Consider the following 22,424-nt stretch of genomic DNA (forward strand, 5'->3'; position numbering starts at 1 on the left):
TAGAGCCGGCCGGTGATCGTCCGGGATCTTGCATTTTTGGCAATCTGCGCCAGAATGTGTGGATCCGGGACAGACCCGGCCTGCACGCGTCCTCGTCCTGATCGCTCAAGCCTGATCCGGGCGTCTGGCTCCGCCAACCACAAAGCCGTTGGTCCACCGGTTCCGCCTCGTCCCAGGCTTCGGGATGGTTTTGGAGTGTGGGGGTTCCCATGGAATTTTCGTTTGGTGCAGTGGTATTTCTGGCGTCGATGCTCTTGCTGGCGGTTCTGGCGCGGCTGGCTGCCAGCCGTCCCGATGCGGCGGTGTTGCGCGGCGAGATCGCCCCGGCGCTGCTGTCGGTGCTGGTGACGGGCGGGCTGTTGATCGGTTTTCTGGCGATGGTGTTCGGTGGTGAATCCTACATCGCATCCCGCACGGTCGAGGTGCTGGTGATCGTCGGCTTCGCCATCATTGCCTTCTGGGGCATCCGCAAGCTGGTCGGCCGCTTTCCGGCCGGGCATTTCACCGATCATGGTCAACCGGAATAGACAAAGCCCGGCGTGGTGACACGCCGGGCTTCGGATGGTTCAGATGACCGGCTCTGAGTGAGCTCAGGCCACGTTGCGGCGAGCGTCGACCGACCAGCCGCCGGCGCCGGAAACCGACAGCGCCAGGAAGCCGCCGGCAACGGCAATGTTCTTCATGAAGATGATCATCTGCATCTGGTCAGCGGGCTGGTAGTGGGCGAGAAAGCCCGTGACCACGCAAAATGCGGCCAGCGCCCATGCGGTATAGCGGGTGAAGAAGCCGACCAGAATGGCAATGCCGCCGAGGATTTCGAGCGCGATGGTCAGCCACACCGTGATGCCTGGAAGCGGCAGGCCGAGGCTGGCGATGTAACCGGTGGTGCCTTCAATGGCGCCGAGCTTGCCGAAGCCTGCCATGATGAACATGATGCTGAGCAGGATGCGGGCGATGAGGAGGATGAGATTGGTTGACATGGGATTTTCCTGATTTCGATATGACCGGTTCCATATCCGTTTTAGACCACAATCAAAAGCTGAACAATTATGAACAAATTGTTCACTAATTGATACCGGTGGCGTCGTCGGCCATGCACGAAAGATTGTTTGGGACGGCGGCAGGTCGAAGCGACCGTCGCGGAAGACGCATGCGCGGCGCGCTTACTGGGTGTAAGGCTGCGCCTTGTTCAGCTTGAATGTCGGAAAGACAAAGACACCATTGATGGCGCCACCGCCGTCTTCGGAGAAATTCGAGGACTCGCCGATGCACATCACCGGAACCTGGCTGCCGTCTTCATGAACGATCGTGGTGGAAAAGCAGAAGGAGGAGGGGCTCATGGCGGCCACCTCGTAGAGTTCCAGCACATGTTGCCGGTACTGGGAATCATAGCACTGCATCAGATTGAACAGGCCGAAATCGCCGTCGCCGGACAGGCCGTGATGAAGCCGGGCGGCGGGGCCGAGGTGAAACACGCCCGTGGAAAGATCGGCCGTCCAGCTTTCGATCTGGCAATATTGCGAGAGTATGTCCTGGTCCGGTGCGACGAAGCCCTGCGGCTGCGTACCGAACCCTGCTATGCTGTCCGCTTTTGCGATTTTAAACAATGTCGGCCTCGGCGTAGGTGATGAATTCGTGCTTCTGCAATTCTGTCTCTGCCCGGGTGCGGCTGGTGTGCAACTCAGCTCTTAATACAACTCCAGCCGATCTGACCGGTAATGCGAGGTCCGGAACTGTCCGTTGATTGGCATGCCACATCATCTGGACGTCATGCGGCCGCAGGCTTTCGCGATCTAACACTTAGATTCAATAAGCCAATTAATCAAACCTATCCTCTATTTTGAGTTAATGGCAAATTCATTAACCCTGTTCCGCTGAGTATTTTATGCATCAAATGCCGCCCCGGTCCACCGCAATCTTTATTCGTGTCCGGGACAACAAAAAAGGCGGTCAAAAGACCGCCTTCAATGAGTGCCGTACGACCATGGTCGCCCGGCGGGGGACTGGCCCTGCACCTTGCTCAGGCCGACAAGCGGCCTGAAGCGTTGGTGTGCAGGGCGAACGTCCTAGTCAGCAGCAACAAGGCAGAAGCCTTGTTACATCATGCCGCCCATGCCGCCCATTCCGCCCATGTCAGGCATGCCGCCACCGGCGCCTGCACCGGAATCCTTCTTCGGGATTTCGGCTATCATGGCTTCGGTGGTGATCAGCAGCGAAGCAACCGAAGCTGCGTTCTGCAGAGCCGTGCGGACAACCTTGACCGGGTCGACGATGCCCATGGCAATCATGTCGCCATATTCGGACGACTGGGCGTTGTAACCCCAGTTTTCTTCGTCCTTCTCGAGGATCTTGCCAACAACGATCGAAGCTTCGTCGCCTGCGTTGGTGGCAATCTGGCGAACCAGGGCCTGCAGTGCGCGGCGAACGATGTTGATGCCGGCTTCCTGGTCCTGATTGGCACCCTTGGCGGTGATCTTCACGGACGAGCGCAGCAGTGCGGTACCGCCGCCTGCAACGATGCCTTCCTGAACGGCGGCGCGGGTTGCGTTGAGCGCGTCGTCGACGCGGTCCTTGCGTTCCTTGACTTCCGTTTCAGTTGCACCGCCGACGCGGATGATGGCAACGCCACCGGCCAGCTTGGCCAGGCGTTCCTGCAGCTTTTCCTTGTCGTAGTCGGACGAGGTTTCTTCGATCTGAGCCTTGATCTGAGTGATCCGGCCTTCGATCTCGGTCTTCTTGCCAGCGCCATCAACGATGGTGGTGGTTTCCTTGGTGATCGAAACCTTCTTGGCGCGGCCCAGCATTTCCAGGGTCACGTTTTCGAGCTTGATGCCGATGTCTTCGGAAATCACCTGGCCGCCGGTCAGGATGGCGATGTCTTCGAGCATTGCCTTGCGGCGATCGCCGAAGCCGGGAGCCTTGACAGCAGCAATCTTCAGGCCGCCACGCAGCTTGTTGACGACCAGCGTTGCAAGGGCTTCGCCTTCAACGTCTTCCGAGATGATGAGCAGCGGCTTGGAAGTCTGCACGACAGCTTCGAGCACAGGCAGCATGGCCTGGAGGTTCGAAAGCTTCTTCTCATGAAGCAGGATGTAGACGTCTTCGAGGTCTGCAACCATCTTGTCGGGGTTGGTCACGAAGTAAGGCGACAGGTAGCCGCGGTCGAATTGCATGCCTTCGACGACTTCGAGTTCGCTTTCAGCGGTCTTGGCTTCTTCGACGGTGATGACACCTTCGTTGCCGACCTTCTGCATGGCTTCGGCAATGTCCTTGCCGATCTGTGCTTCGCCGTTGGCCGAGATCGTGCCGACCTGTTCGACTTCTGCCGAGGTCTTGATCTTCTTGGCCTTGCGTTGCAGGTCCGCGATGACTTCGGTCACGGCCATGTCGATGCCGCGCTTGAGGTCCATCGGGTTCATGCCGGCAGCAACAGCCTTGCCGCCTTCGCGGACGATGGCCTGTGCGAGCACGGTTGCAGTGGTGGTGCCGTCGCCGGCAACATCATTGGTCTTGGATGCGACTTCACGCACCATCTGTGCGCCCATGTTCTCGAACTTGTCTTCCAGTTCGATTTCCTTGGCGACGGTGACGCCGTCCTTGGTGATGCGCGGAGCGCCGAAGGACTTGTCGATGATGACGTTGCGGCCCTTGGGGCCCAGCGTTACCTTGACGGCATCAGCCAGAATGTCGACGCCGCGCAGCATTTTTTCGCGGGCGGTACGACCGAATTTTACTTCTTTAGCAGCCATTTAACTTAACTCCCGGGCCTGAAGCCCATCGTGTTGAGGCAGATTGGATGTGTATGGGGTGGTATCGGCTCAGCCGAGAACGCCCATGACGTCGCTTTCCTTCATGATCAGAAGGTCTTCGCCATCAAGCTTGATTTCGGTGCCGGACCATTTGCCGAACAGAACCCGGTCGCCAGCCTTGACGTCGAGCGGGACAAGCTTGCCGGAATCGTCACGATTGCCGGAGCCGACGGCGATGATTTCGCCTTCCTGCGGCTTTTCCTTGGCGGTATCCGGAATGATGATCCCGCCTTTTGTTTTTTCTTCAGACTCGACACGACGAACGACAACGCGGTCGTGGAGCGGACGGAACGTGGTTTTTGCCATTGTCTATATTCCTTGATCGAATGACAGAAGCAACTGAGACTCCAGATGAGCCTCACGGAGATGAAGCTGGCACTCACCTCTGTCGAGTGCTAGCGAGCCGGAGATAAGAGCGCCGCGACCAAGAGTCAAGATATTGAAGAGCATTCCAGCGGGATGTTTTTTGCGTCCACCCGGCAATTTTCCCGCAGGGTCTTGTATTGTGAGGCAAGCTGGGCGACATCGTTGGGCCGAAAAGGAAGCAGCCGCAATGCCACGCAGGATTACCGATCTAGACCAGTTGACCGAGCACGCGGACGTTCTGCTGTGCGATGTATGGGGTGTCATCCATAACGGCGTCAATCCGTTTCTTTTGTCGGTGGAGGCCTTGAAGGCCGCGCGGGCCCGTGGCCAGACCGTCATCCTGATCACCAATTCGCCGCGTCCTGCCGAGGGTGTGATCCGGCAGTTTGACACCATCGGCGTCGATCCGGACTGCTGGGATGACATTGTCACCTCCGGCGACGTGACCCGGCAATTGGTCAAGGAAGCACCGCGCGCGATCCATTTTCTCGGGCCGGAGCGCGATTTCTCGCTGGTCGACGGGTTGGACATCGACCTGGTCGAGCCGGACGCGGCGGATGCGGTGCTGTGCACCGGGCTTCTCAATGACGAAGTCGAAACCCCCGAGGACTACCGGACCCTGCTGGCCGGATTTCAGGCCCGCGGCCTGCCGCTGATCTGCGCCAATCCCGATCGCGTCGTCGAACGTGGCGACCGGCTGGTGCCGTGCGCCGGCGCGCTGGCTGACCTTTACGTCGAGCTTGGCGGCGAAACCCGGATTGCCGGCAAACCGCATGCGCCCATCTATATTGAAGCCATGGCGCGGGCGCGCGCCCTGCGCGGCAATGTCGATCAGGCACGCACGCTGGCCATCGGTGATGGCGTCACCACCGATATTCGCGGCGCACTAGACAATGGCTTCGATGCCGTCTTCATCGCCCGCGGCATTCATGCCCGCCAGTATCTTGATGGCCGCAGCACCGACGAAGCGCGGCTGAATGCTTTCCTTGAAAGTGCAGGGGTTGCCCCGGCCTACTGGATGGAATGGCTGGCGTGAGCGGCACGAGGTGAACATCACGATGGCACGACGGTTTGACGATGCCGAAAGGTTTCCCGGCGAACTGAAGGGCGGGGTCGTGGCCATCGGCAATTTTGACGGTGTTCACCGCGGTCATCAGGCTGTGCTGGCCAGTGCCACAGAAGCCGCGCAGGCATCGGGCGTATCCGCTGTCGTGCTGACCTTCGAGCCGCATCCGCGCACCGTGTTCCGTCCCGATCAACCGGTCTTCCGCCTGACGCCGGCGCCGATGAAGGCTGCCATTCTCGGCCATCTCGGCTTTGATGCGGTGGTGGAACAGACTTTCGACAAGGCATTTTCGGCCCAGAGTGCGGAAGATTTCGTCGTCGATATCCTGTGCGAACGCCTTGGCGTTCATCATGTCTTCACCGGCTATGATTTCCACTTCGGCAAGGGCCGCGAGGGCAATCCGGATTTCCTGATGCAGGCCGGACAAAGACACGGATTTGGCGTCACCCTGGTCGAGCAGTTCCAGGATGAAAACGCCGACGTCGTCTCCTCGAGCCGCATTCGCGAGAAACTGGCGCAGGGCGCAGTCGAAGAGGCTGCAGGATTGCTCGGCTATCGCTACGCCGTCTCTGCCGAGGTGCTTCACGGCAAGAAACTGGGCCGCACGCTGGGCTACCCGACCGCGAACATGTCGCTGCCGCCCGAAACCACCTTGCTGCCCGGGATCTATGCCGTCCGCTACCGCCGGGCCGACGGGTCCATCCATGATGGCGTGGCAAGTTTCGGCCGCCGTCCGACCGTGGATGATGACAACGCGGCCCTGGTGCTTGAAACCGTGCTGTTTGATTTCTCCGGCGATCTTTACGGCGAGACCTGCACGGTCTCCTTCGTGTCCAGGCTTCGCGGCGAGGAGAAATTCGATGGCCTGGATCAGCTGGTGGCGCAGATGAAGATCGACGAGGCCGAGGCGCGCGCTGTGCTGGGGCAGGTGACGCCGCTGTCTCCGCTGGACCGGGCAATGACCTTCGGGCCCGCCGAATGATCGGCGCCAAGCCGCGCCGCATTCTCATCACCGGCGGCAATGCCGGGCTGGGCCTGGCGCTGGCCAAGAAACTGTCGCGCCGCCACAGTCTTCTTCTTTCCGGGCGCAAGGCGCGCGAGGATGTTGCGGACTTGCTGCCGCAGGGCGCCGGTTACGTCCTTGCCGACCAGAGCGATCCGCAGCTTTCGGCCCAGGCTCTGGTCACGGGCATTGCCGAATTCGGCTGGGATCGTCTCGACAATGCGGTGCTCAATGCCGGCATCGGCATTGCGCCGCCCGACGGCCTCGACAGCACCGAAGCCATTCGCCTGACCCTTGATGTCAATCTGCTGGCGGCGATCCTGCAGGCGCAGGCGCTGTTTCCCCTGCTGAAGAAATCAAGGGGAACCCTGACCCTGATCGGTTCTGTTGCCCGGTCGGGCTCGGCGACGATTCCCGCCTATGCCGCCTCCAAGGCCGGCTTGCACGGTCTGGCGCGCGCGCTTCGGTCGGAGTGGAAAGGCGAGGTCTCGGTCCAGGTTCTTCATCCCGGCGCCACCAAAACCGACATGCACGACAAGGCCGGTTATGACCCCGGCCGGATGCGGTCCCTGTTTCTTGAGCCGGACGATGTGGTGGCGATGATGGCCTCGGCGATTGCCGGGCGCCGGTCTCCGGTCAACCTGTCCTGGGTGCGCTATCTCAATGGCGGCGCCTTTACCGGGAGGCGGCTTTAATGGCGTCGAGACGCGCGCTCGTGACCGGCGGCAGCTCCGGACTTGGCGCCGCAATCGTCGGGCGGCTGCTGGCTGAGGGCTATGACGTGGTCGTGCTCGATCGCGATCCGCCGCAAGCCTCCGGCGTTTCTGTCGATTTTGTCGACTGTGATCTGAGCAGCCGTGACCAGCTTGACCGGACCATGCCGGGCCTTGTGGATGCGGGTCCCTATGATCTCGTTGTCCTCAATGCCGGGATCAACGCTACCGGCCGGTTCGAGACCGTGGCGGCCAATGTCCATACGGATCTGCTCAGGATCAACGCCGAGGCGCCGATGGTGATTGCGGCACGCCTGTTCGAGGCCAGTGCCTTTTCCCAGGGCGCGGGAATCGTCTTCGTTTCCTCGCTGTCGCATTTCACCGGCTATCCGGGGGCGGCCAGCTATGCCGCCTCCAAGGATGCGTTGGCGATCTATGCCAGGAGCATGCGCAAATTTGCGAGATCGCGCGGCGTCAGCATCACGGTGGCCTTTCCCGGCCCCTTGCGCACCGGCCATGCCGAACGCCACGCGCCGAAAGGTGCCGACGCCAGCAAGCGCATGAATCCGGACCTGGCCGCGAGCCTGATTCTGACGGATGCGCTTTCGGGCAGGACGAAGTCGATCCCTGGCTTTCCAAACCGCAGCATCGCCTTTATCGGCCGGGTGCTCCCCAAGCCCGTCACGGCACTGATGCGGCGTTTGATCTATGATCGGCTGGAATAGCGGCGGTTTGCGAATCCGGGGATCACGTCAAGAAGCGCGGGTCGAGTACATGTGTTTCCAACGAAACCACTGACAGTTGCGAATGGTCCGCGTGCAGCGGATTAATCAGGAAATTCCGGCAATGCGGCATGATAATGCTGGGCACGCTCACCACCGGCGCATCGCCCCGATCGCAAAAGGCTTCAAACGCATCGCGTGAAATCGCCGGATCGTCTTCCCAGTTGTCCGGGACACTGACCACCTCAACGCCGAGCGTGTCGGGCAGGTCGATTTCCAGCAGTTGATAGGTTTCCGGCAGGTCTTCCGGGTCGAAATGCACCAGCAATTCCAGCATCGCCAGCGCCGGATGCTCGGCACAATAGATGATGCGCCGGCCCAGATGATTCCAGCGTCCGGCAACATAGGTGCCGCCTGTGCCGGACAGGTCTGAGTAATTCGATATCCGCCAGATCCGCATGCTCAGGCAAACATGCCGTGATCAATCGCGTGCAGTTCGGATTCGACAATATGCGCGCCGGTTTCAGAGGCCAGCAGATCGAGCGGTATGGCACCGTCGAGCGCACGACAGGGCTTTCGTAGCCATCGTTTGGTGTTCTCCTCCGAGCCGAATACGCGCACTGCTTGCCGATGAATTCGCAGTAAACGGAAAGCCCGCTCTGCCTCGGTCTCTTTTAACCGCATATTATGCTGCTCACTCCGCGTTAAAGGGAGTTTTGATAAAATCAGCTTGAAGATTTCCGGTTGGCTATATCCGAAAATTCTTAGTGATTTTATAGCATAGGCTTTGGTTAGGACCTGATTTTGGCCGGTGTTTTCATTCCGAAGTACAGTGCTATCAGCGACATCAAAAAAGATATTCGGACTGACTGTGATATCGGACTTGCGAGTGTGTAGATTATTTATTCGTTGATCAGAAAAATTTCTTCGTATGGGCTCGGGGAATGACAATGTACGCTTAGCCGCATCTTTTTTCTTTTTTTGCCAATACTTGGGCCTCGCGACACGTGCTCAGTGCCTTGGGTCGTTTTTTTATTGCCTTGAGTCATTTTGACCTCATCAGTTGCGAACAAAAATATGCACACCTGCGGGAATTCACAAGGTCGCACTTTACGCTTCCCTGAGATTGCAGAGCTTGATAAAAGCCCTGCCATGACCACGGTTGTCCCGATCATAGGCTCGCCGCCGATACGAATTATGGTCCCGGTTTCCTGCTGAGCGAACCGCTCGCTGGAGACCGGGCAAGTCGGCGTGAGTTCTGCGCCCCTGTTTTCCGACGAATCCGACATTTTCACTGCCACGGGCCATCGCCCCATAAGATTGCGACACCATGACCGACACCAACGACACGCTTGATTACTCCAAGACGCTCAACCTGCCCGAAACCGAGTTCCCGATGCGCGGCGGCCTGCCCAAGATGGAGCCCGAACTCGTGGCCCGCTGGCAGGAGATGCGGCTGTATGACAAGCTGCGCGAGGACGCCGCCGGCCGCCCCAAATATGTGCTGCATGACGGTCCGCCCTATGCCAATGGCAACATCCATATCGGCCATGCGCTCAACAAGATCCTGAAAGACGTGATCACCCGTTCGTTCCAGATGCGCGGGTACGATTCCAATTATGTGCCGGGCTGGGACTGCCATGGCCTGCCGATCGAATGGAAAATTGAGGAAGAGAACTATCGTTCCAAGGGCAAGGAAAAGCCTGATCTGAAAGACCCGGCGGCAATGCTGGAATTCCGCAAGGAGTGCCGCAACTGGGCCCAGCACTGGGTCGATGTCCAGTCGGAAGAGTTCAAGCGCCTCGGCATCGAGGGCGATTTCGACAAACCCTACAAGACCATGGATTTCAAATCCGAGGCCCGCATCGCCGGCGAATTGCTCAAGATCGCCAAATCCGGCCAGCTCTATCGCGGCTCCAAGCCGATCATGTGGTCGGTGGTTGAGCGCACGGCCCTGGCCGAGGCCGAGGTCGAGTATCAGGTGGTCGAGAGTGACACGATCTGGGTGAAGTTTCCGGTGGCCGGTGGTTCGAGCGATCTGGCTGACGCCTCCGTCGTGATCTGGACCACCACGCCATGGACCATCCCGGGCAATCGCGCTGTCTCGTTCTCCCCCGTATCAATTATGGCCTCTACGAGGTCACGGCGGCAGAGAATGATTTCGGTCCGCAAGTTGGCGAGAGGCTGATCTTCGCCGATGCACTGGCTGAAGAATGCTTCACCAAGGCCAAGCTCGAATTCAAGCGCCTGTCCGATGTCAAGGCCGGCGATCTCGAGGGCATGGTCTGCGCCCACCCGCTCAAGGGGTTCGGCGGCGGCTACGAATTCCAGGTTCCGCTGATCGCCGGCGATCATGTCACCGATGATGCCGGTACCGGCTTCGTCCACACCGCCCCCGGCCATGGCCGCGAAGACTTTGAAGCCTGGATGGATGCGGCGCGGGACATCGAGGCGCGCGGCATCTCCTCGGCCATTCCCTTCACCGTCGATGACGCCGGCTTCTACACTAAGGATGTTCCCGGTCTCGGCCCTGACCGCGAAGGCGGACCGGCGCGGGTGATCGACGACAAGGGCAAGAAGGGCGACGCCAACCAGTCGGTGATCACCGCCCTGATCAATACAGGCAACCTGTTTGCCCGTGGTCGTCTCAAGCACGATTACCCGCATTCCTGGCGCTCGAAGAAGCCGATCATCTTCCGCAACACGCCGCAATGGTTTGTCTATATGGACAAGGATTTCGGCGACGGCACCACGCTGCGCTCGCGCGCGCTGAAGGGCATCGAGGACACCCGTTTCGTTCCCGCCGCTGGCCAGAACCGGCTTCGCGGCATGATCGAGGACCGGCCCGACTGGGTGCTGTCGCGCCAGCGCGCCTGGGGCGTGCCGATCTGCGTCTTCGCCGATGTCGACGGCAATGTGCTTGATGATGATGCGGTCAATGCACGCATCCTCGAGGCCTTCGAAGAAGAGGGCGCGGATGCGTGGTTTGCCGAAGGCGCCCGCGCGCGCTTCCTTGGCAATCTCGCAAGCGATCCGAAATGGCTCCAGGTCACCGACATTCTCGATGTCTGGTTCGATTCGGGCTGCACCCATGTCTTCACGCTGGAAGACCGCCCGGATCTCAAATGGCCGGCCGATGTCTATCTTGAAGGCTCGGACCAGCACCGCGGCTGGTTCCATTCCTCGCTGCTTGAAAGCTGCGCCACCCGCGGCCGTGCGCCCTACGATGCCGTCATCACCCATGGCTTCACCATGGCCGAGGATGGTCGCAAGATGTCGAAGTCGCTCAACAATCAGGTGTTCCCGCAGGACGTCATGAACAAGTCCGGCGCTGATATCCTGCGCCTGTGGGTGATGAACACCGACTATTGGGAGGACCAGCGCCTCGGCAAGACGGTGATCCAGACCAATATCGATGCCTATCGCAAGCTGCGCAATTCCATCCGCTGGATGCTGGGCACCCTGTCCCATGACGCCGGCGACGTGATTGCGCATTCGGAGATGCCGGAACTGGAGCGGCTGATGCTGCACCGGCTTGCCGAGCTGGATGTGCTGGTACGCACCGGCTACGACAATTTCGATTTCAAGCGGATCTCCCGTGCTCTGACGGATTTCGCCAATATCGAGCTCTCGGCCTTCTATTTCGACATCCGCAAGGACGCGCTGTACTGCGATGCACCGTCGAGCACGCGCCGCAAGGCTTCGCTGCAGGTGATCCGCACCATCTTCGACTGCCTGGTGACCTGGCTGGCGCCGATGCTGCCCTTCACCATGGAAGAGGCCTGGCTCTCCAAGAATCCGGACGCCGAGTCGGTTCACCTCGAACAGTTCCGCGACGTTCCGGCCGAATGGCGCGACGAGGCGCTTGCCGCCAAGTGGAAGAAGATCCGCACCGTGCGGCGTGTCGTCACCGGCGCGCTCGAGATCGAGCGCCGCGAAAAGCGCATTGGTTCGTCGCTGGAGGCCGCGCCCGTGGTCTACATCACCGATCCCGCGCTGGTCGAGGCAATCGGCACCGTCGATTTCGCCGAGATCTGCATCACCTCCGGTGTCAAAATCGAGACGGTTGCGGGGCCGGAATCGGCGTTCCGCATGGATGAGGTCAGCGCCGTGGCCGTTGTGCCTGCGCTTGCCGAGGGCGTGAAATGCGCCCGTTCATGGCGCATCACCGATGATGTCGGCTCCGATCCGGACTTTCCCGATGTCTCCGCCCGGGATGCCGCAGCCCTGCAGGAGCTCAAGGCACTGGGCAGGCTTTAGACATGTGCCAGGATCCGCAGTCTTCCGGTCCCGGCAAAAATGCAGGGAAAGTCCTGCGAATCGCGAGGCGCTCAATTGATCCGGGGCAAAATTCTCCGGATCAATTGCCCTTGCTGCAACGATCCGATAAAACGCTGGCTGAATACGTCCAACCTGCCTGAAAATGGCCGGATTGTGCGACGACAAGCAGTTTGAATTCCAAGTGACTGTCTGAGACGGGACCCCGCGCATGACAATGAAGACAGAGTATCGCGCCTGCGTGACCATAGGCGCACTCATTGCCGCCAGCCTGACGGTGTCGGGTTGTCTCGGCCCGACTTATGGCACTGACAAGACCTCGACAGCCCAGCTGTTGGACGACCTCGGCAACATCGCGTCGATCGGCAAGACCAACAAGGGAAGCGGGATCGAGTACAAGCCGCGCCCGGCCATTGTGAAGCCGGCCAACACCGCCAGCCTTCCTGCTCCGCAGCAAAATGTGGCCGAGAACAATCCCGCATGGGTGGAGTCGCCGGAGGAAACCCGCAAGCGGCTGATCGCGGAAGCCGATTCCGCCGGTCCGAATTACAATTCCCCCTGGCCAAGCGGGTGGCGTCATCCGGCTCAACCAGAGGTCCGGTCGGCGGCGGCGCCGCAGATGGTCCGCCGACACCGCAGGAAACGCTCAGCCTGGCAAAACAGCGCCAGTCTTTCCAGGAAGCACGGAAGATCCAGCAAGGCGCCTATTCAGACCGCCGCCGCTTCCTGTCCGATCCGCCGCTGACCTATCGCCAGCCGGCAGCCACCGCACCGGTGGGCGAACTCGGCGAGCCGGAGCGCGTCAAGGAGCGCCGGCGGATTGCCGAGGCCAAGAAGGAAGGCACCGGCAAGCGATCCTGGTGGCCCTGGTAACCGTCTGATCGAAAGCGGTTGACCCGGCCATGGATGACGCTAACGGCGGTCCTTGAAGAAATGCTTGAGCAGATGCATGGCGTCACTGGATGCCATGCCCGGATAGACATCAGGGTTGTGATGGCAGGTCGGCTGGTTGAAGAACCGAACGCCGCTGGTCACAGCGCCGCCTTTTTCGTCCTCAGCGCCGAAATACAGCCGCCGCAACCGCGCAAATGAAATCGCAGCCGCGCACATGGTGCACGGCTCAAGCGTGACATACAGGTCGGCACCGGTGAGCCGCTCGCTTCCCAGGCTGTCGGCCGCCTGGCGGATGGCCAGCACCTCGGCATGGGCGGTCACGTCATTGAGTTCACGCGTGCGATTGCCCGCGCGCGCGACAACCACGCCGTCGCGCACGATCACGGCGCCCACCGGCACCTCGCCGCGCTCAGCGGCTGCCCGCGCCTCGTCGAGCGCCAAGTCCATGTAACCCTTGCTAACCATCAAGCATCCGAACCCATGAAAACCCTTAACCCCGCCCGCCCAACCTGATAGACAGCGTTTCAAGCGCATCCTCTTTTTAATCAAAACTGATTTGAAGTCAGGTCTATGCGGACATCAAATATGGTACAGCGACCTTGACGCGTCACATTCAACGCCCGGTGCTGCAAAGGCAGGCAAACATCAAATGACAGAACAAGACAAGCCCAAACGCGGCAAACCGCAGTCCGACAGGGCAGCAACGGACAAGGCTGCTCCTCGCAAGGCGCCGGCGGATGCGACCGAGACTGCCGCTGAAAGCGGCCGTATCGCCAAGATCCTGGCCCGCGCCGGCGTGGCGTCGCGTCGCGATGTCGAACGGATGGTTGCCGAGGGCCGGATCAAGGTCAACGGCAAGATTCTCGACAGCCCGGCCGTCGTCGTGTCGATGGCCGACCGTATCGAGGTCGACAATGAAGAGGTTGGCGGCATCGAACGGACACGGCTCTGGGTCTATCACAAGCCTGCGGGCCTGGTGACGACCAACAAGGATCCCGAGGGTCGCGAGACCGTTTTCGACAGGTTGCCCAATCACTTGCCGCGCGTCATGACCGTCGGCCGGCTCGACATCAACACCGAAGGCCTGCTGCTGCTGACCAATGACGGCGGCTTGGCCCGGACGCTGGAACTGCCGCAGACCGGCTGGCTCAGGCGCTACCGCGTCCGCGCCTATGGCGATATCGATCAGGCCCGGCTTGACGAGCTCAAGGACGGGATCGCCGTCGAAGGGGTTCTCTATGGCGCCATCGAGGCGACGCTGGACCGCAAGCAGGGCCACAATGTCTGGATCACCATGGGCTTGCGCGAAGGCAAGAACCGCGAGATCAAGAACGTGCTCGGCGCGCTGGGCCTCGACGTCAACCGCCTGATCCGCATTTCCTTCGGGCCTTTCCAGCTTGGTGAGATTCGCGAAGGCGAAGTGTTCGAGATCCGAAGCCGGACGCTGCGCGAGCAGCTTGGCGAGCGCATGATCGAAGAATCAGGCGCCAATTTCGATGCACCCCTGAGCGAGCATCTGCCGCCGCCCAAGCCCGAAGCCGCGCCCAAGGCTCCCGCCAAACCGGCGCAGCGCGAATGGATATCGGCCACCGAGAAGACCGAGCGCGCCCGTGCCCGGCTCGACACCAGGCCCGGACGGCCCGAGCGTGACGGCAAATCCTTCGGCAAGGATCGTGATCGCGGTTCGGACCGCGAGCGCGGCGAGCGCAAGCCGTTTGGCGCTCCCAAGGGAGAGCGGCCCGGCGGCGGGCGCAACGAGGAGCCTGGCGGCAAGCCGGCCAAGCGCAGCTTCGTACAGCGCAGCCGCGCCACCAATGTCTGGATGGCGCCGGGCGCACGCCCGGTTGCTGAAGAAAAGAAGGGCGATGGCGAACGCACCGCCGGCAAGACCGCGCGCGCCGATCAGCGCGCCGACACCCGGCGTGGCAGCTTTCCCAAGGGCCGGTCCAAGCCGCGTCCTGCGGCCGAGGGCGCTGAAGCCAGACCGGAACGGGACTTCAAAAAGCCCGGTGGCAAGCCCGGCATGAAGCCCTCGGGCAAACCGGCAGGCGGCAAGTCATTCGATGGACCTGCCAAGGGTCCGGGCAAGAGTTTTGGCAAGGGCCCCGGCAAGGCGCCGGAAGGCAGGCCGTCAGGTGATCGCGGCGGCAAGCCGGCCGCGGGCAAGGGACGTGGACCAGGTGCGGATCGTCGGCGGTGAGTTTCGCGGCAGAAATCTTGCCGCACCCAGAACCCAGTCGATCCGCCCCACGACAGACCGGAGCCGCGAAAGCCTGTTCAACATCCTGAGCCACGGCTATGCCGAAACTCTGGACGGTACGCGCGTGCTCGACCTGTTTGCAGGCACCGGCGCGCTCGGCCTGGAAGCCTTGTCCCGCGGCTGCCGCTCGGCGCTGTTCGTGGAAAGCGGCGTCGAAGGCCGCGGCATCATCCAGCAGAACATCGAGTCTCTCGGCTTGCAGGGACGCGCGCGCCTGTACCGCCGCGATGCCACCAAGCTCGGGCCCTGCGGCACGATGGGGCAATTCGATCTGGTGTTTGCCGATCCACCCTATGGCCGCGGCCTGGGCGAGCAGGCGCTTGCATCGGCTGCGCAGGGCGGCTGGCTCGGCGACGGCGCGCTGGTGGTTCTGGAAGAACAGGCCGCTGCATCGCCTGATCCGGGGCAGGCATTCGAACTGCTGCAGGACCGTACATTTGGTGACACGGTGATGCGGATATTCCGCTATAATCCAGCACAAGCCGGCGCTGAAACACCGGACGCCGATGCCACCGAAAACGGTTCCGACGATGCCTGACAACCCATCCGTTACACCGGATCTCCCGGTTCGATCCTCCACCCCGACAGTCGCCGTCGCGTTCGGCGGCGGCGGTGCGCGGGGCCTCGCCCATATCCACATCATCGAGACCCTCAACGCCATGGGCATTCAGCCGGTGGCAATCTCCGGCTCGTCGATCGGCGCAATCATGGGCGCTTCCATGGCCTCGGGATTGTCGGGCGAGGAGATCCGCGCCCATACGCTCACCACCATCGGAAAACCGTCCAACGCCTTTGGCAGGATCTGGAAAGCTGCCCGCCCGCGCGGCGTCAAGGATGCGATGGAGGGCGGGCTGCGGCTGGGGCAGTTCAATGTCGAGCGTATCCTTGAGGCCTTTCTGCCCGACAGCGTGGCGCGGCGGTTCGAGGATCTCGCAATTCCCACCAAGATCATGGTCACCGATTATTATGGCCATTGCGAAGTGGTCTGCACCGAAGGTGACTTGCGCCTGGCCATTGCCGCCTCGGCTGCCATTCCGGCAGTGTTCCGACCGGTGACGATCGGCGACAGGATCATGATCGATGGCGGTATCTTCAATCCGGTGCCGTTCGACCAGTTGTGCGGCCTGGCCGATATCGTCATCGGCGTCGACGTGGTCGGGCTGCCCTCGGGAATGCCTGGTCAGGTGCCGTCCACCGTCGACATGATGTTCGGTGCCAGCCAGCTGATGATGCAGTCGATCATCGAGATGAAGCGCAAGGCGCATCCGCCGCATATCCTTCTCAGACCGGAAGTGCACCAGTTCCGCGTTCTTGATTTTCTCAAGGCCAAGGACATTCTCGAGGAATCGCGGGCTGTCGCAGAACAGCTCAAGCGCGATCTTGACGCGGCCTTCGCCTTTTTCAACGCCGGCTAGACCCTTTTCGCCCAGTCCATGAAGCGCTTTCTCCGGGCCTTTAAGGTCTTCGGTGGAGAGCCGCAAGTGGAAATCATCGCCGTTGTTTTGGGTAAAATTATTCCGCTTCGGTTTCCCGTCACATCCAGCTTTGGAATATCGTTTCGATTTTCCCAAGCAGGCACAATTATTGCGGTTGATTTCATTTTCGTAAAACATGACCTATCAAGTGTAGTTTGATGGTTAGCATGAAAACATGCAATGGAATTGCGTAAAGCGCAGCTGCATGTTAGTATTGTTACAGTAAATAAACGTTTCGAATCCTTGTGTCGAAATCATCCGCGATCACTGATCTCGGAAGCGCTCATGGATTCTCTCGTGACCGAAAATTTGGAACGAACAATTGGAGATTGACATGGCTGATTCAAAAGGCTGGCCGCCGGTGCTGCTTTACGGCGTGATCATCAACGAGGCAATTCGCAGCGGCGACAAGGACGTGATGCAGGCCGTCGCCAAGGTCAGCGAATTCATGATGGGCCGCGCAGACGATGACGGATCCGAGATGATTTCGGACTGGCACGCGGCGCACAAGGACCTGATGAAGGCGCTGAACTAGACATCCTGCATCGAGCGGGATGCCAGGCGCAGGGAAGGTGGCCCGGATTGGAAATGCGGGGCTTCCTCTGTCTGTCCAGCGGACTCCTGACGCGCCCGCCATACGGAATGGCGTCGAGCAAGGCAGTCCCGGTGCAATGCTCGCCACAGACGGTTTTCCTGCGCGCTTCGTGCAGGGGAGCCACGCAAGAACTCGTTTTGTAATCGGATCGAGACCATGAATGATGTGTCTGCGCCAAGACTTCTGAGCGAACAGGACCAGCAGCATTGCGTGCCGGTTTACGTCGTGTGGGAAACCACGCTCGCCTGCAATCTCAAATGCGGCCATTGCGGCTCGCGCGCCGGCGTGCGCCGGGATGACGAGCTCGACACTGATGAGGCCTTCGACCTGATCGACCAGATGGCGGCCCTGGGCACCCGCGAAGTCACGGTGATCGGCGGAGAAGCCTTTCTGCGCAAGGATTGGCTCAGGCTGATTGAACGTATCACCAGTCACGGCATTCTGTGCACCATGCAGACCGGAGCCTATGGGCTCAACGAAAGGATGCTGCGCAGCGCTCTGGATGCGGGGCTTGGCGGGATCGGCGTTTCGGTGGATGGCCTTGAGGCCGATCATGATCGCATTCGCGGCCGCAACGGCTCCTACCAGTCCTGTCTGAAAGCCCTGCGCATCGCCGGGGATCTGGGGATGGTGACCAGCGCGAACACCCAGATCAACGTCATCAGCTATCCCCATCTGCGCGAGATCTTCGACGTGGTCGCCGACGCCGGCATCAGCCATTGGCAATTGCAGTGGACGGTGGCGATGGGAAATGCCGCCGACAATGACGATGTCCTGCTGCAGCCCTATCTGGTCAAGCCGGTGATGGATGAAGTGGCCGGGATCTTCCGCCACGCCCAGACCATCGGTGTCACCGTGCGTCCCGGCAACAATATCGGGTATTTCGGCAAGCACGAGGTGCTGTGGCGCGGCGGGCAGGGCGGTGGCCATTATGCCGGTTGCCCTGCGGGCCACAACGCCATCGGGATCGAGGCGGACGGCACGATCAAGGCCTGTCCGTCACTGCCCAAGGAGCGCTATTCCGGCGGCAATATCCGCGATCTGACGCTCGAGGACATGTGGCAGAATTCACCCGAACTTGCCTTCAACCGCACCCGTTCGACCGAACATCTCTGGGGCCATTGCAAGGGCTGCATGTATTCCGATGTCTGCCGCGGCGGCTGCACATGGACAGCTGATTCCCTGTTCCGCAAACCCGGCAACAATCCCTATTGCTATTACCGCGTGTCGGAGCTGGAAAAGCGTGGCATCCGCGAACGCGTCCGCAAGATCCAGGAAGCCCCCGACACGCCCTTTGCCGTCGGCCTGTTCGAAATCGTCGAGGAGCAGATCTGATGGACCTGTCCCGGATGCCCAAGGGCAAACCCTCCGTCGCCCTGCCGCTATGCCTCAACTGCGCCGAATATGTGCGCCGGGTCGATGCGCCTTGCCCGCATTGCGGGCACGACACGACCGTTCCGGGCGGCCGCTACAAGGATGACGGCTTCTATGCCCGTGACGCGCTGGAACGGCTGCTGACCGTCATGGAACAAGCCACCACCCGCACCCCGCGGAAAACCAAAGCGGAGGACTAGGAAATGAAAAACATTATTCCCCCTTACGGCGTCATCCTGCGAGACGCGATCGCAACCGGCGACAAGGATCTGATGCAGGCCTTCATCAAATACAGCGATTTCCTTAAGAGCATGGATCTCAAGGTTTCCGATCGCGATCGCACGCAATGGGAAGACGCCCATGCGGCACTGGTCAAGGCAGCGTCCTGAACGCAGCAAAATCCGGAATATCAATCACAAGGAGTTGGAAAATGGCAGAAATGAGAATGCTTTACGGTGTGATCATTCGCGAGGCTATGGCCACCGGTGACAAGGAGCTGATGCAGGCTGTCTCCAAGGTCAGCACCTTCATGCTGTCACGCGCGGCAGGACGGGACGAGGCACTCAACGACTGGCAGAACGCCGATGGCGAGCTGAAGAAGGCCCTGTCCTGAAACTGGCCGGTCCGCAGATCCGGAACCGAAACGAGAGGAGCAGGAGATGAAAATGCCTCCGATGACACCCTATGGCGTGCCCATTCGCGACGTGATTGCCAGTGGTGACACTGACTTGATGCAAGCCATGATCAAGGTCAGCGACTTCTGTGCCAAGCGCGCCGACACCGACCGCACCAGCGACTGGGCAGAGGCCCATCGCGAACTGGAGAAAGCCGCCGGCTGAAGCGCGAAACCCCAACAACAAAGGAGATGGAAATGGCAAGTCAATATGATGGACCGGTGATCATGCCCTTGTATGGCGTGGCGATCAGGGCCGTCGCAGAGAGCGGCGATAAGGATTTGATGAAGGCGATGCTGAAGGTGAGCGATCACCTGATGTCGCGGGCCCAGGAGGGCGTGGAAGACTGGCGCGCCGCCCATGATGAACTGGCCAAGGCCGCCGGCTGAAGCGGCCGACAGGTCCGGCTCGGGCCGGACGATGAACCGCGGAGACATGGCCTCGCCCCTGATGGGTGGTCTGGGCTGGCTCATCAGGCTGCGAGACACCGCAACATTTGAAGAAAGAAACCACTTCAATGGAGAGCAAGATGAAAAAGGAATATCAGGTTGTCATCGAGGGCGAATTGCCCAAGGGCATGGAAGAAGAGCTCAACGGCGCCATCAAGGAAGTCGTCATGAACAAATTGGCGAAGATTGATTTGCGCTCCGCCAACATGAAGGAACGCATCGCCTCGCTGCGGCCGATTGGCGGCGGCCACACCGATGGCCTGTGGGTAGAGATTCGGTGACCGACCGGGATTGCCCCAGCGCCCCGTGCGCTCCCGGGGCAAAGCTGCATGGATTGGTCGGACCGGATGATCGGATCATCCGGTTGGCGAAACCGATACCGATCGACCAGGAATTCGTCGATCAGGCCAATGAAGGACCATCGCCAACCAAGCGCTTCCGGTTCTCAAGCGCTTGCGTGACCGGATGCGGCTTCTGGAACGGCACCGGATGCAACCTCGCCGCCAAAGCGCTGCAACTGGCCGTGGATGAGGACATGACCGGGCCCTTGCCCAAATGCGCCATTCGGAAAACCTGCCGCTGGTACTCGCAGGAGGGCGGCAAGGTCTGTCACACCTGTTCTCATGTCGTCACCGACATGTCCTGAGGCTGCATCCCGTAGCCAGGCGTTTCATTCTGCCCCTGAGCGCAGCACCGGTGCCAGGGGCAACGGGATCATGCCGCAACGCAGCTGGATAGCATCCGGCTACAGCGTCAAAGCGTCGAGGCCTTGCCGCTGGTAAATGCCGACTGGGCCGCCGCCGGCACCGGGACCGGGACCGGGTCAGGCCCGCCGCCATCGGTGTCGCCGATTTTGGCCACCACTCTGAAACTGACAATCACGGCGGCAATACCGAACACCACCGCGCCCAGGCCATAGCCGGCCAGCGCGCCGGTGGCGCCGTACCAGCTTGAGCCGAGCCAGACGAACGGGATCACGCCCAGCGTCGACCGGCTCCAGTTGAACATCGTCGAATAAAGCGCGAAGCCGAGATTGTTGAACGCGGCATTGGCGACAAACAGCATGCCGTTGAACAGGAAACTGCCGGCGACAAAGAGACAGAAGAACAGGATCACCTCACGCGCGTCTCCGACCGTTCCGAAAAGATCGGCAATCTGGTTGCGAAACAGCGCCAGCAGAGCCCAGGCCACCAGGCTGTAGATCATGATGAAAATCAGGCTGTCGCGCATGGTCGAGACCAGCCGGTCATAGCGCTTGGCGCCGTAATTCTGTCCCAGGATCGGTCCGACCGCACCCGACAGGGCGAACAGCGCGCCGAATGCCACCGGAATGAGCCGCCCGACCACGGCCCAGCCGGCCACGGCCGCATCGCCGTGTTGCGCCATGGTCGTGGTCACGAAGGTATTGCCGACAGGGGTGGCGATCTGGGTCATCAATGCCGGCAGGCCGATGCCGAGGAATGGCGTGAACTCGCGCGCAATAACCGATCTCGACGGCATGGCGAGCAGATTGTGCACCCGGACAAGCGCGTATAGACCGATGCCGACCAGCGCAAATCGCGAGATCACCGTGGCGATCGCCGCGCCGTGGATGCCGAGGTCGAAGCCGAAGATGAACACCGGATCCAGCACTGCGGTCAGCGCGCCGGCTCCCAGCGTCACATACATCGATCGCTTGGCGTCGCCGACGGCGCGCAAAAGCGCGCCCATGCACATGCCGACACCCAGCACCGGCAGCGAGGGCAGGACAATCTGCATGAATTCCGTCGCCAGCGCCGCCGTCTCGCCTTGGGCGCCCATCATCCGCACCAGCCGGCCCAGAAACGGATAGGCCAGTGCGACAGTCGCGATCATCAGGATCAGCATATAGGCGATCGACGCTCCGGCAATCTCCCGGGCCTCGGCCCGGTCTCCACGGCCGAGCGCGCGCGCGGTCAGGGCGGTTGCGGCAATCGAGAGGCCGATGGCGATCGAGCTGCTGAAGAACAGAAGCGTTCCGGCATAGCCGATGGCCGCGGCGAGTTCCTGCTGGCCGAGCAGCGATATATAGAACAGGTTGAGCGCGTCGACGATAAAGATCGCCACCAGCCCCACCGACCCGGTCGCGGTCATGGTCACCACATGGCGCATGGTGGAACCGGTGACGAATTTCGCCGGTTCACCCCTTGCTGCGGCCTGTGGCCTGGCTCCGGTCATGAGGCGAAGACTTGGCCCAGATCCGCAAATCCCTTGAATTCCAGCGCGTTCCCGGACGGATCGCGGATGAACAGGGTTGCCTGTTCGCCGGGCTGTCCTTCAAAACGCACGGTCGGCTTCATGATCCAGTCGATCTTCTCATCGGTGGACACGAGTTTCTCGGCAAGCGCCTTCCAGTCGTCCATCTGCAGAACGGCGCCGAAATGCGGGATCGGCACCGAATGCCCGTCAACCGCGCCGGTCTCGGCTGCCTGGCCGGCATCGGGACGGACATGGCCCGACATCTGGTGGCCGAAGAGGTCGAAATCGATCCAGCTCTCGGTGAAACGCCCCATCGGACAGCCGAGCAGGTTGCCATAGAAATGGCGGGTCTCTTCAATGTCGCGGATCGGGAAGGCTAGGTGAAACGGCGTCATGATCAATCTTTCATCCATGTCTGTGCTCATGCGGGATTGAACATGGTTTGATCCTGTTTGAGCGGTTTGTCCAGAGATCGCTCCCTGCAAAGGCAAGCGCCCTGCCGCCGCGTTCCGCAGTCAACCGTCGACCG

28 protein-coding genes and 1 pseudogene are annotated in these 22,424 nt (G+C 60.9%); 19 read left to right on the plus strand and 10 right to left on the minus strand.

The genetic code is table 11. The annotated features are described in order from the left end of the window. Positions 1–209 precede the first annotated feature (209 nt). Positions 210–527, plus strand: coding sequence for a hypothetical protein (locus OEG82_RS07710; protein WP_267611849.1), 318 nt, complete (start codon positions 210–212; stop codon positions 525–527). Between the two features lie 63 nt (positions 528–590). Here the strand turns inward: OEG82_RS07710 and OEG82_RS07715 are convergent, their stop codons facing one another. The 4 genes from OEG82_RS07715 to groES form a co-directional block, all read right to left on the minus strand. Then, positions 591–980 (minus strand): DoxX family protein, encoded by a 390-nt coding sequence (locus tag OEG82_RS07715; protein WP_267611850.1) that lies wholly within the window; start codon positions 978–980, stop codon positions 591–593. Between the two features lie 183 nt (positions 981–1,163). Further along, on the minus strand, positions 1,164–1,607 hold the full coding sequence (locus tag OEG82_RS07720; RefSeq protein ID WP_267611851.1) for a hypothetical protein: 444 nt from the start codon (positions 1,605–1,607) through the stop codon (positions 1,164–1,166). 489 nt (positions 1,608–2,096) lie between these two features. After that, complete coding sequence (gene groL / locus OEG82_RS07725) at positions 2,097–3,749, minus strand: chaperonin GroEL (protein WP_267611852.1); 1,653 nt, start codon at positions 3,747–3,749, stop codon at positions 2,097–2,099. A gap of 69 nt (positions 3,750–3,818) precedes the next feature. Beyond that, positions 3,819–4,115, minus strand: coding sequence for a co-chaperone GroES (gene groES, locus OEG82_RS07730; protein WP_267611853.1), 297 nt, complete (start codon positions 4,113–4,115; stop codon positions 3,819–3,821). A 247-nt stretch (positions 4,116–4,362) separates the two neighbouring features. Between groES and OEG82_RS07735 the strand changes: the two genes are divergently transcribed. From OEG82_RS07735 to OEG82_RS07750, 4 genes are read left to right on the plus strand one after another with little or no spacing between them, the layout of a single operon-like run. Then, complete coding sequence (locus tag OEG82_RS07735; RefSeq protein ID WP_267611854.1) at positions 4,363–5,211, plus strand: TIGR01459 family HAD-type hydrolase; 849 nt, start codon at positions 4,363–4,365, stop codon at positions 5,209–5,211. A 16-nt stretch (positions 5,212–5,227) separates the two neighbouring features. Next, the gene (locus tag OEG82_RS07740; protein WP_425497634.1) at positions 5,228–6,223 is read left to right on the plus strand and encodes a bifunctional riboflavin kinase/FAD synthetase; all 996 of its coding nucleotides are present in this window, start codon (positions 5,228–5,230) and stop codon (positions 6,221–6,223) included. Further along, entirely contained in the window at positions 6,220–6,939 is a 720-nt protein-coding gene (locus tag OEG82_RS07745) for an SDR family NAD(P)-dependent oxidoreductase (protein WP_267611856.1), read from the plus strand. The genes OEG82_RS07740 and OEG82_RS07745 overlap by 4 nt, the downstream gene beginning before the upstream one ends. Continuing rightward, positions 6,939–7,682, plus strand: a complete 744-nt coding sequence (locus OEG82_RS07750) for an SDR family NAD(P)-dependent oxidoreductase (protein WP_267611857.1) — start codon at positions 6,939–6,941, stop codon at positions 7,680–7,682. The genes OEG82_RS07745 and OEG82_RS07750 overlap by 1 nt, the downstream gene beginning before the upstream one ends. A 22-nt stretch (positions 7,683–7,704) precedes the next feature. Here the strand turns inward: OEG82_RS07750 and OEG82_RS07755 are convergent, their stop codons facing one another. Genes OEG82_RS07755 through OEG82_RS07765 form a run of 3 tightly spaced genes read right to left on the minus strand, consistent with a single transcriptional unit; the run spans position 7,705 to position 8,980 of the window. Then, positions 7,705–8,139 (minus strand): RES family NAD+ phosphorylase, encoded by a 435-nt coding sequence (locus OEG82_RS07755; RefSeq protein ID WP_267611858.1) that lies wholly within the window; start codon positions 8,137–8,139, stop codon positions 7,705–7,707. A gap of 2 nt (positions 8,140–8,141) precedes the next feature. Continuing rightward, on the minus strand, positions 8,142–8,630 hold the full coding sequence (locus tag OEG82_RS07760) for an MbcA/ParS/Xre antitoxin family protein (protein WP_267611859.1): 489 nt from the start codon (positions 8,628–8,630) through the stop codon (positions 8,142–8,144). Continuing rightward, positions 8,582–8,980, minus strand: a complete 399-nt coding sequence (locus OEG82_RS07765) for a hypothetical protein (protein WP_267615057.1) — start codon at positions 8,978–8,980, stop codon at positions 8,582–8,584. Before OEG82_RS07765 ends, OEG82_RS07760 begins: the two co-directional genes overlap by 49 nt. Before the next feature lie 29 nt (positions 8,981–9,009). Here OEG82_RS07765 and ileS point away from each other — a divergent pair. Together ileS and OEG82_RS07775 are read left to right on the plus strand one after the other, a co-directional pair. After that, positions 9,010–11,939: pseudogene (gene ileS / locus OEG82_RS07770) on the plus strand (isoleucine--tRNA ligase). Between the two features lie 229 nt (positions 11,940–12,168). Next, positions 12,169–12,702, plus strand: a complete 534-nt coding sequence (locus OEG82_RS07775) for a hypothetical protein (RefSeq protein WP_267611860.1) — start codon at positions 12,169–12,171, stop codon at positions 12,700–12,702. 167 nt (positions 12,703–12,869) lie between these two features. Here the strand turns inward: OEG82_RS07775 and OEG82_RS07780 are convergent, their stop codons facing one another. Further along, a complete protein-coding gene (locus tag OEG82_RS07780) occupies positions 12,870–13,316 on the minus strand; it encodes a nucleoside deaminase (RefSeq protein WP_267611861.1) in 447 nt (148 codons plus the stop codon). A gap of 184 nt (positions 13,317–13,500) precedes the next feature. Between OEG82_RS07780 and OEG82_RS07785 the strand changes: the two genes are divergently transcribed. From OEG82_RS07785 to OEG82_RS07840, 12 genes are all read left to right on the plus strand, one after another. Continuing rightward, the gene (locus OEG82_RS07785; protein WP_267611862.1) at positions 13,501–15,051 is read left to right on the plus strand and encodes a pseudouridine synthase; all 1,551 of its coding nucleotides are present in this window, start codon (positions 13,501–13,503) and stop codon (positions 15,049–15,051) included. Next, positions 15,032–15,649, plus strand: a complete 618-nt coding sequence (rsmD, locus tag OEG82_RS07790) for a 16S rRNA (guanine(966)-N(2))-methyltransferase RsmD (protein WP_267614892.1) — start codon at positions 15,032–15,034, stop codon at positions 15,647–15,649. Before OEG82_RS07785 ends, rsmD begins: the two co-directional genes overlap by 20 nt. After that, positions 15,642–16,526, plus strand: coding sequence for a patatin-like phospholipase family protein (locus OEG82_RS07795; RefSeq protein WP_267611863.1), 885 nt, complete (start codon positions 15,642–15,644; stop codon positions 16,524–16,526). Before rsmD ends, OEG82_RS07795 begins: the two co-directional genes overlap by 8 nt. A gap of 394 nt (positions 16,527–16,920) precedes the next feature. Then, a complete protein-coding gene (locus OEG82_RS07800) occupies positions 16,921–17,121 on the plus strand; it encodes a hypothetical protein (protein WP_267611864.1) in 201 nt (66 codons plus the stop codon). A 216-nt stretch (positions 17,122–17,337) separates the two neighbouring features. Continuing rightward, complete coding sequence (locus tag OEG82_RS07805) at positions 17,338–18,516, plus strand: radical SAM/SPASM domain-containing protein (RefSeq protein WP_267611865.1); 1,179 nt, start codon at positions 17,338–17,340, stop codon at positions 18,514–18,516. Next, positions 18,516–18,755: a hypothetical protein gene (locus tag OEG82_RS07810; RefSeq protein WP_267611866.1), complete on the plus strand. Its 240-nt coding sequence runs from the start codon at positions 18,516–18,518 to the stop codon at positions 18,753–18,755. Before OEG82_RS07805 ends, OEG82_RS07810 begins: the two co-directional genes overlap by 1 nt. A gap of 3 nt (positions 18,756–18,758) precedes the next feature. After that, positions 18,759–18,944 (plus strand): hypothetical protein, encoded by a 186-nt coding sequence (locus OEG82_RS07815; protein WP_267611867.1) that lies wholly within the window; start codon positions 18,759–18,761, stop codon positions 18,942–18,944. A gap of 41 nt (positions 18,945–18,985) precedes the next feature. Further along, positions 18,986–19,168, plus strand: coding sequence for a hypothetical protein (locus OEG82_RS07820; protein ID WP_267611868.1), 183 nt, complete (start codon positions 18,986–18,988; stop codon positions 19,166–19,168). A 52-nt stretch (positions 19,169–19,220) separates the two neighbouring features. Further along, entirely contained in the window at positions 19,221–19,394 is a 174-nt protein-coding gene (locus OEG82_RS07825) for a hypothetical protein (protein WP_267611869.1), read from the plus strand. A 32-nt stretch (positions 19,395–19,426) separates the two neighbouring features. Next, positions 19,427–19,618, plus strand: a complete 192-nt coding sequence (locus tag OEG82_RS07830) for a hypothetical protein (RefSeq protein ID WP_267611870.1) — start codon at positions 19,427–19,429, stop codon at positions 19,616–19,618. A gap of 128 nt (positions 19,619–19,746) precedes the next feature. Continuing rightward, positions 19,747–19,959, plus strand: coding sequence for a hypothetical protein (locus OEG82_RS07835; protein ID WP_267611871.1), 213 nt, complete (start codon positions 19,747–19,749; stop codon positions 19,957–19,959). 83 nt (positions 19,960–20,042) lie between these two features. Beyond that, the gene (locus tag OEG82_RS07840; protein WP_267611872.1) at positions 20,043–20,324 is read left to right on the plus strand and encodes a hypothetical protein; all 282 of its coding nucleotides are present in this window, start codon (positions 20,043–20,045) and stop codon (positions 20,322–20,324) included. A 107-nt stretch (positions 20,325–20,431) separates the two neighbouring features. On the opposite strand, the gene OEG82_RS07845 is transcribed toward OEG82_RS07840, so the two are convergent. Together OEG82_RS07845 and OEG82_RS07850 are read right to left on the minus strand one after the other, a co-directional pair. Next, positions 20,432–21,874, minus strand: a complete 1,443-nt coding sequence (locus OEG82_RS07845; protein ID WP_267611873.1) for an MATE family efflux transporter — start codon at positions 21,872–21,874, stop codon at positions 20,432–20,434. Further along, entirely contained in the window at positions 21,871–22,290 is a 420-nt protein-coding gene (locus OEG82_RS07850) for a VOC family protein (protein WP_267614893.1), read from the minus strand. The genes OEG82_RS07845 and OEG82_RS07850 overlap by 4 nt, the downstream gene beginning before the upstream one ends. Positions 22,291–22,424: the final 134 nt, after the last annotated feature.

It is taken from the genome of Hoeflea ulvae (assembly GCF_026619435.1).
Lineage (GTDB): Bacteria > Pseudomonadota > Alphaproteobacteria > Rhizobiales > Rhizobiaceae > Hoeflea > Hoeflea ulvae.

Bases quoted from the DNA above. Each gene is read 5' to 3' on its own strand.
- OEG82_RS07775 (WP_267611860.1), top strand. From the start codon at position 12,169: ATGACAATGAAGACAGAGTATCGCGCCTGCGTGACCATAGGCGCACTC.
- OEG82_RS07830 (WP_267611870.1), top strand. From the start codon at position 19,427: ATGGCAAGTCAATATGATGGACCGGTGATCATGCCCTTGTATGGCGTG.
- groL (WP_267611852.1), bottom strand. From the start codon at position 3,749: ATGGCTGCTAAAGAAGTAAAATTCGGTCGTACCGCCCGCGAAAAAATG.
- OEG82_RS07835 (WP_267611871.1), top strand. From the start codon at position 19,747: ATGGAGAGCAAGATGAAAAAGGAATATCAGGTTGTCATCGAGGGCGAA.
- OEG82_RS07755 (WP_267611858.1), bottom strand. From the start codon at position 8,139: ATGCGGATCTGGCGGATATCGAATTACTCAGACCTGTCCGGCACAGGC.
- OEG82_RS07795 (WP_267611863.1), top strand. From the start codon at position 15,642: ATGCCTGACAACCCATCCGTTACACCGGATCTCCCGGTTCGATCCTCC.
- OEG82_RS07845 (WP_267611873.1), bottom strand. From the start codon at position 21,874: ATGACCGGAGCCAGGCCACAGGCCGCAGCAAGGGGTGAACCGGCGAAA.
- OEG82_RS07800 (WP_267611864.1), top strand. From the start codon at position 16,921: ATGGCTGATTCAAAAGGCTGGCCGCCGGTGCTGCTTTACGGCGTGATC.
- OEG82_RS07745 (WP_267611856.1), top strand. From the start codon at position 6,220: ATGATCGGCGCCAAGCCGCGCCGCATTCTCATCACCGGCGGCAATGCC.
- OEG82_RS07815 (WP_267611867.1), top strand. From the start codon at position 18,759: ATGAAAAACATTATTCCCCCTTACGGCGTCATCCTGCGAGACGCGATC.
- OEG82_RS07780 (WP_267611861.1), bottom strand. From the start codon at position 13,316: ATGGTTAGCAAGGGTTACATGGACTTGGCGCTCGACGAGGCGCGGGCA.
- OEG82_RS07750 (WP_267611857.1), top strand. From the start codon at position 6,939: ATGGCGTCGAGACGCGCGCTCGTGACCGGCGGCAGCTCCGGACTTGGC.
- groES (WP_267611853.1), bottom strand. From the start codon at position 4,115: ATGGCAAAAACCACGTTCCGTCCGCTCCACGACCGCGTTGTCGTTCGT.
- OEG82_RS07735 (WP_267611854.1), top strand. From the start codon at position 4,363: ATGCCACGCAGGATTACCGATCTAGACCAGTTGACCGAGCACGCGGAC.
- OEG82_RS07810 (WP_267611866.1), top strand. From the start codon at position 18,516: ATGGACCTGTCCCGGATGCCCAAGGGCAAACCCTCCGTCGCCCTGCCG.
- OEG82_RS07850 (WP_267614893.1), bottom strand. From the start codon at position 22,290: ATGACGCCGTTTCACCTAGCCTTCCCGATCCGCGACATTGAAGAGACC.
- OEG82_RS07710 (WP_267611849.1), top strand. From the start codon at position 210: ATGGAATTTTCGTTTGGTGCAGTGGTATTTCTGGCGTCGATGCTCTTG.
- OEG82_RS07785 (WP_267611862.1), top strand. From the start codon at position 13,501: ATGACAGAACAAGACAAGCCCAAACGCGGCAAACCGCAGTCCGACAGG.
- OEG82_RS07715 (WP_267611850.1), bottom strand. From the start codon at position 980: ATGTCAACCAATCTCATCCTCCTCATCGCCCGCATCCTGCTCAGCATC.
- OEG82_RS07805 (WP_267611865.1), top strand. From the start codon at position 17,338: ATGAATGATGTGTCTGCGCCAAGACTTCTGAGCGAACAGGACCAGCAG.
- OEG82_RS07825 (WP_267611869.1), top strand. From the start codon at position 19,221: ATGCCTCCGATGACACCCTATGGCGTGCCCATTCGCGACGTGATTGCC.
- OEG82_RS07820 (WP_267611868.1), top strand. From the start codon at position 18,986: ATGGCAGAAATGAGAATGCTTTACGGTGTGATCATTCGCGAGGCTATG.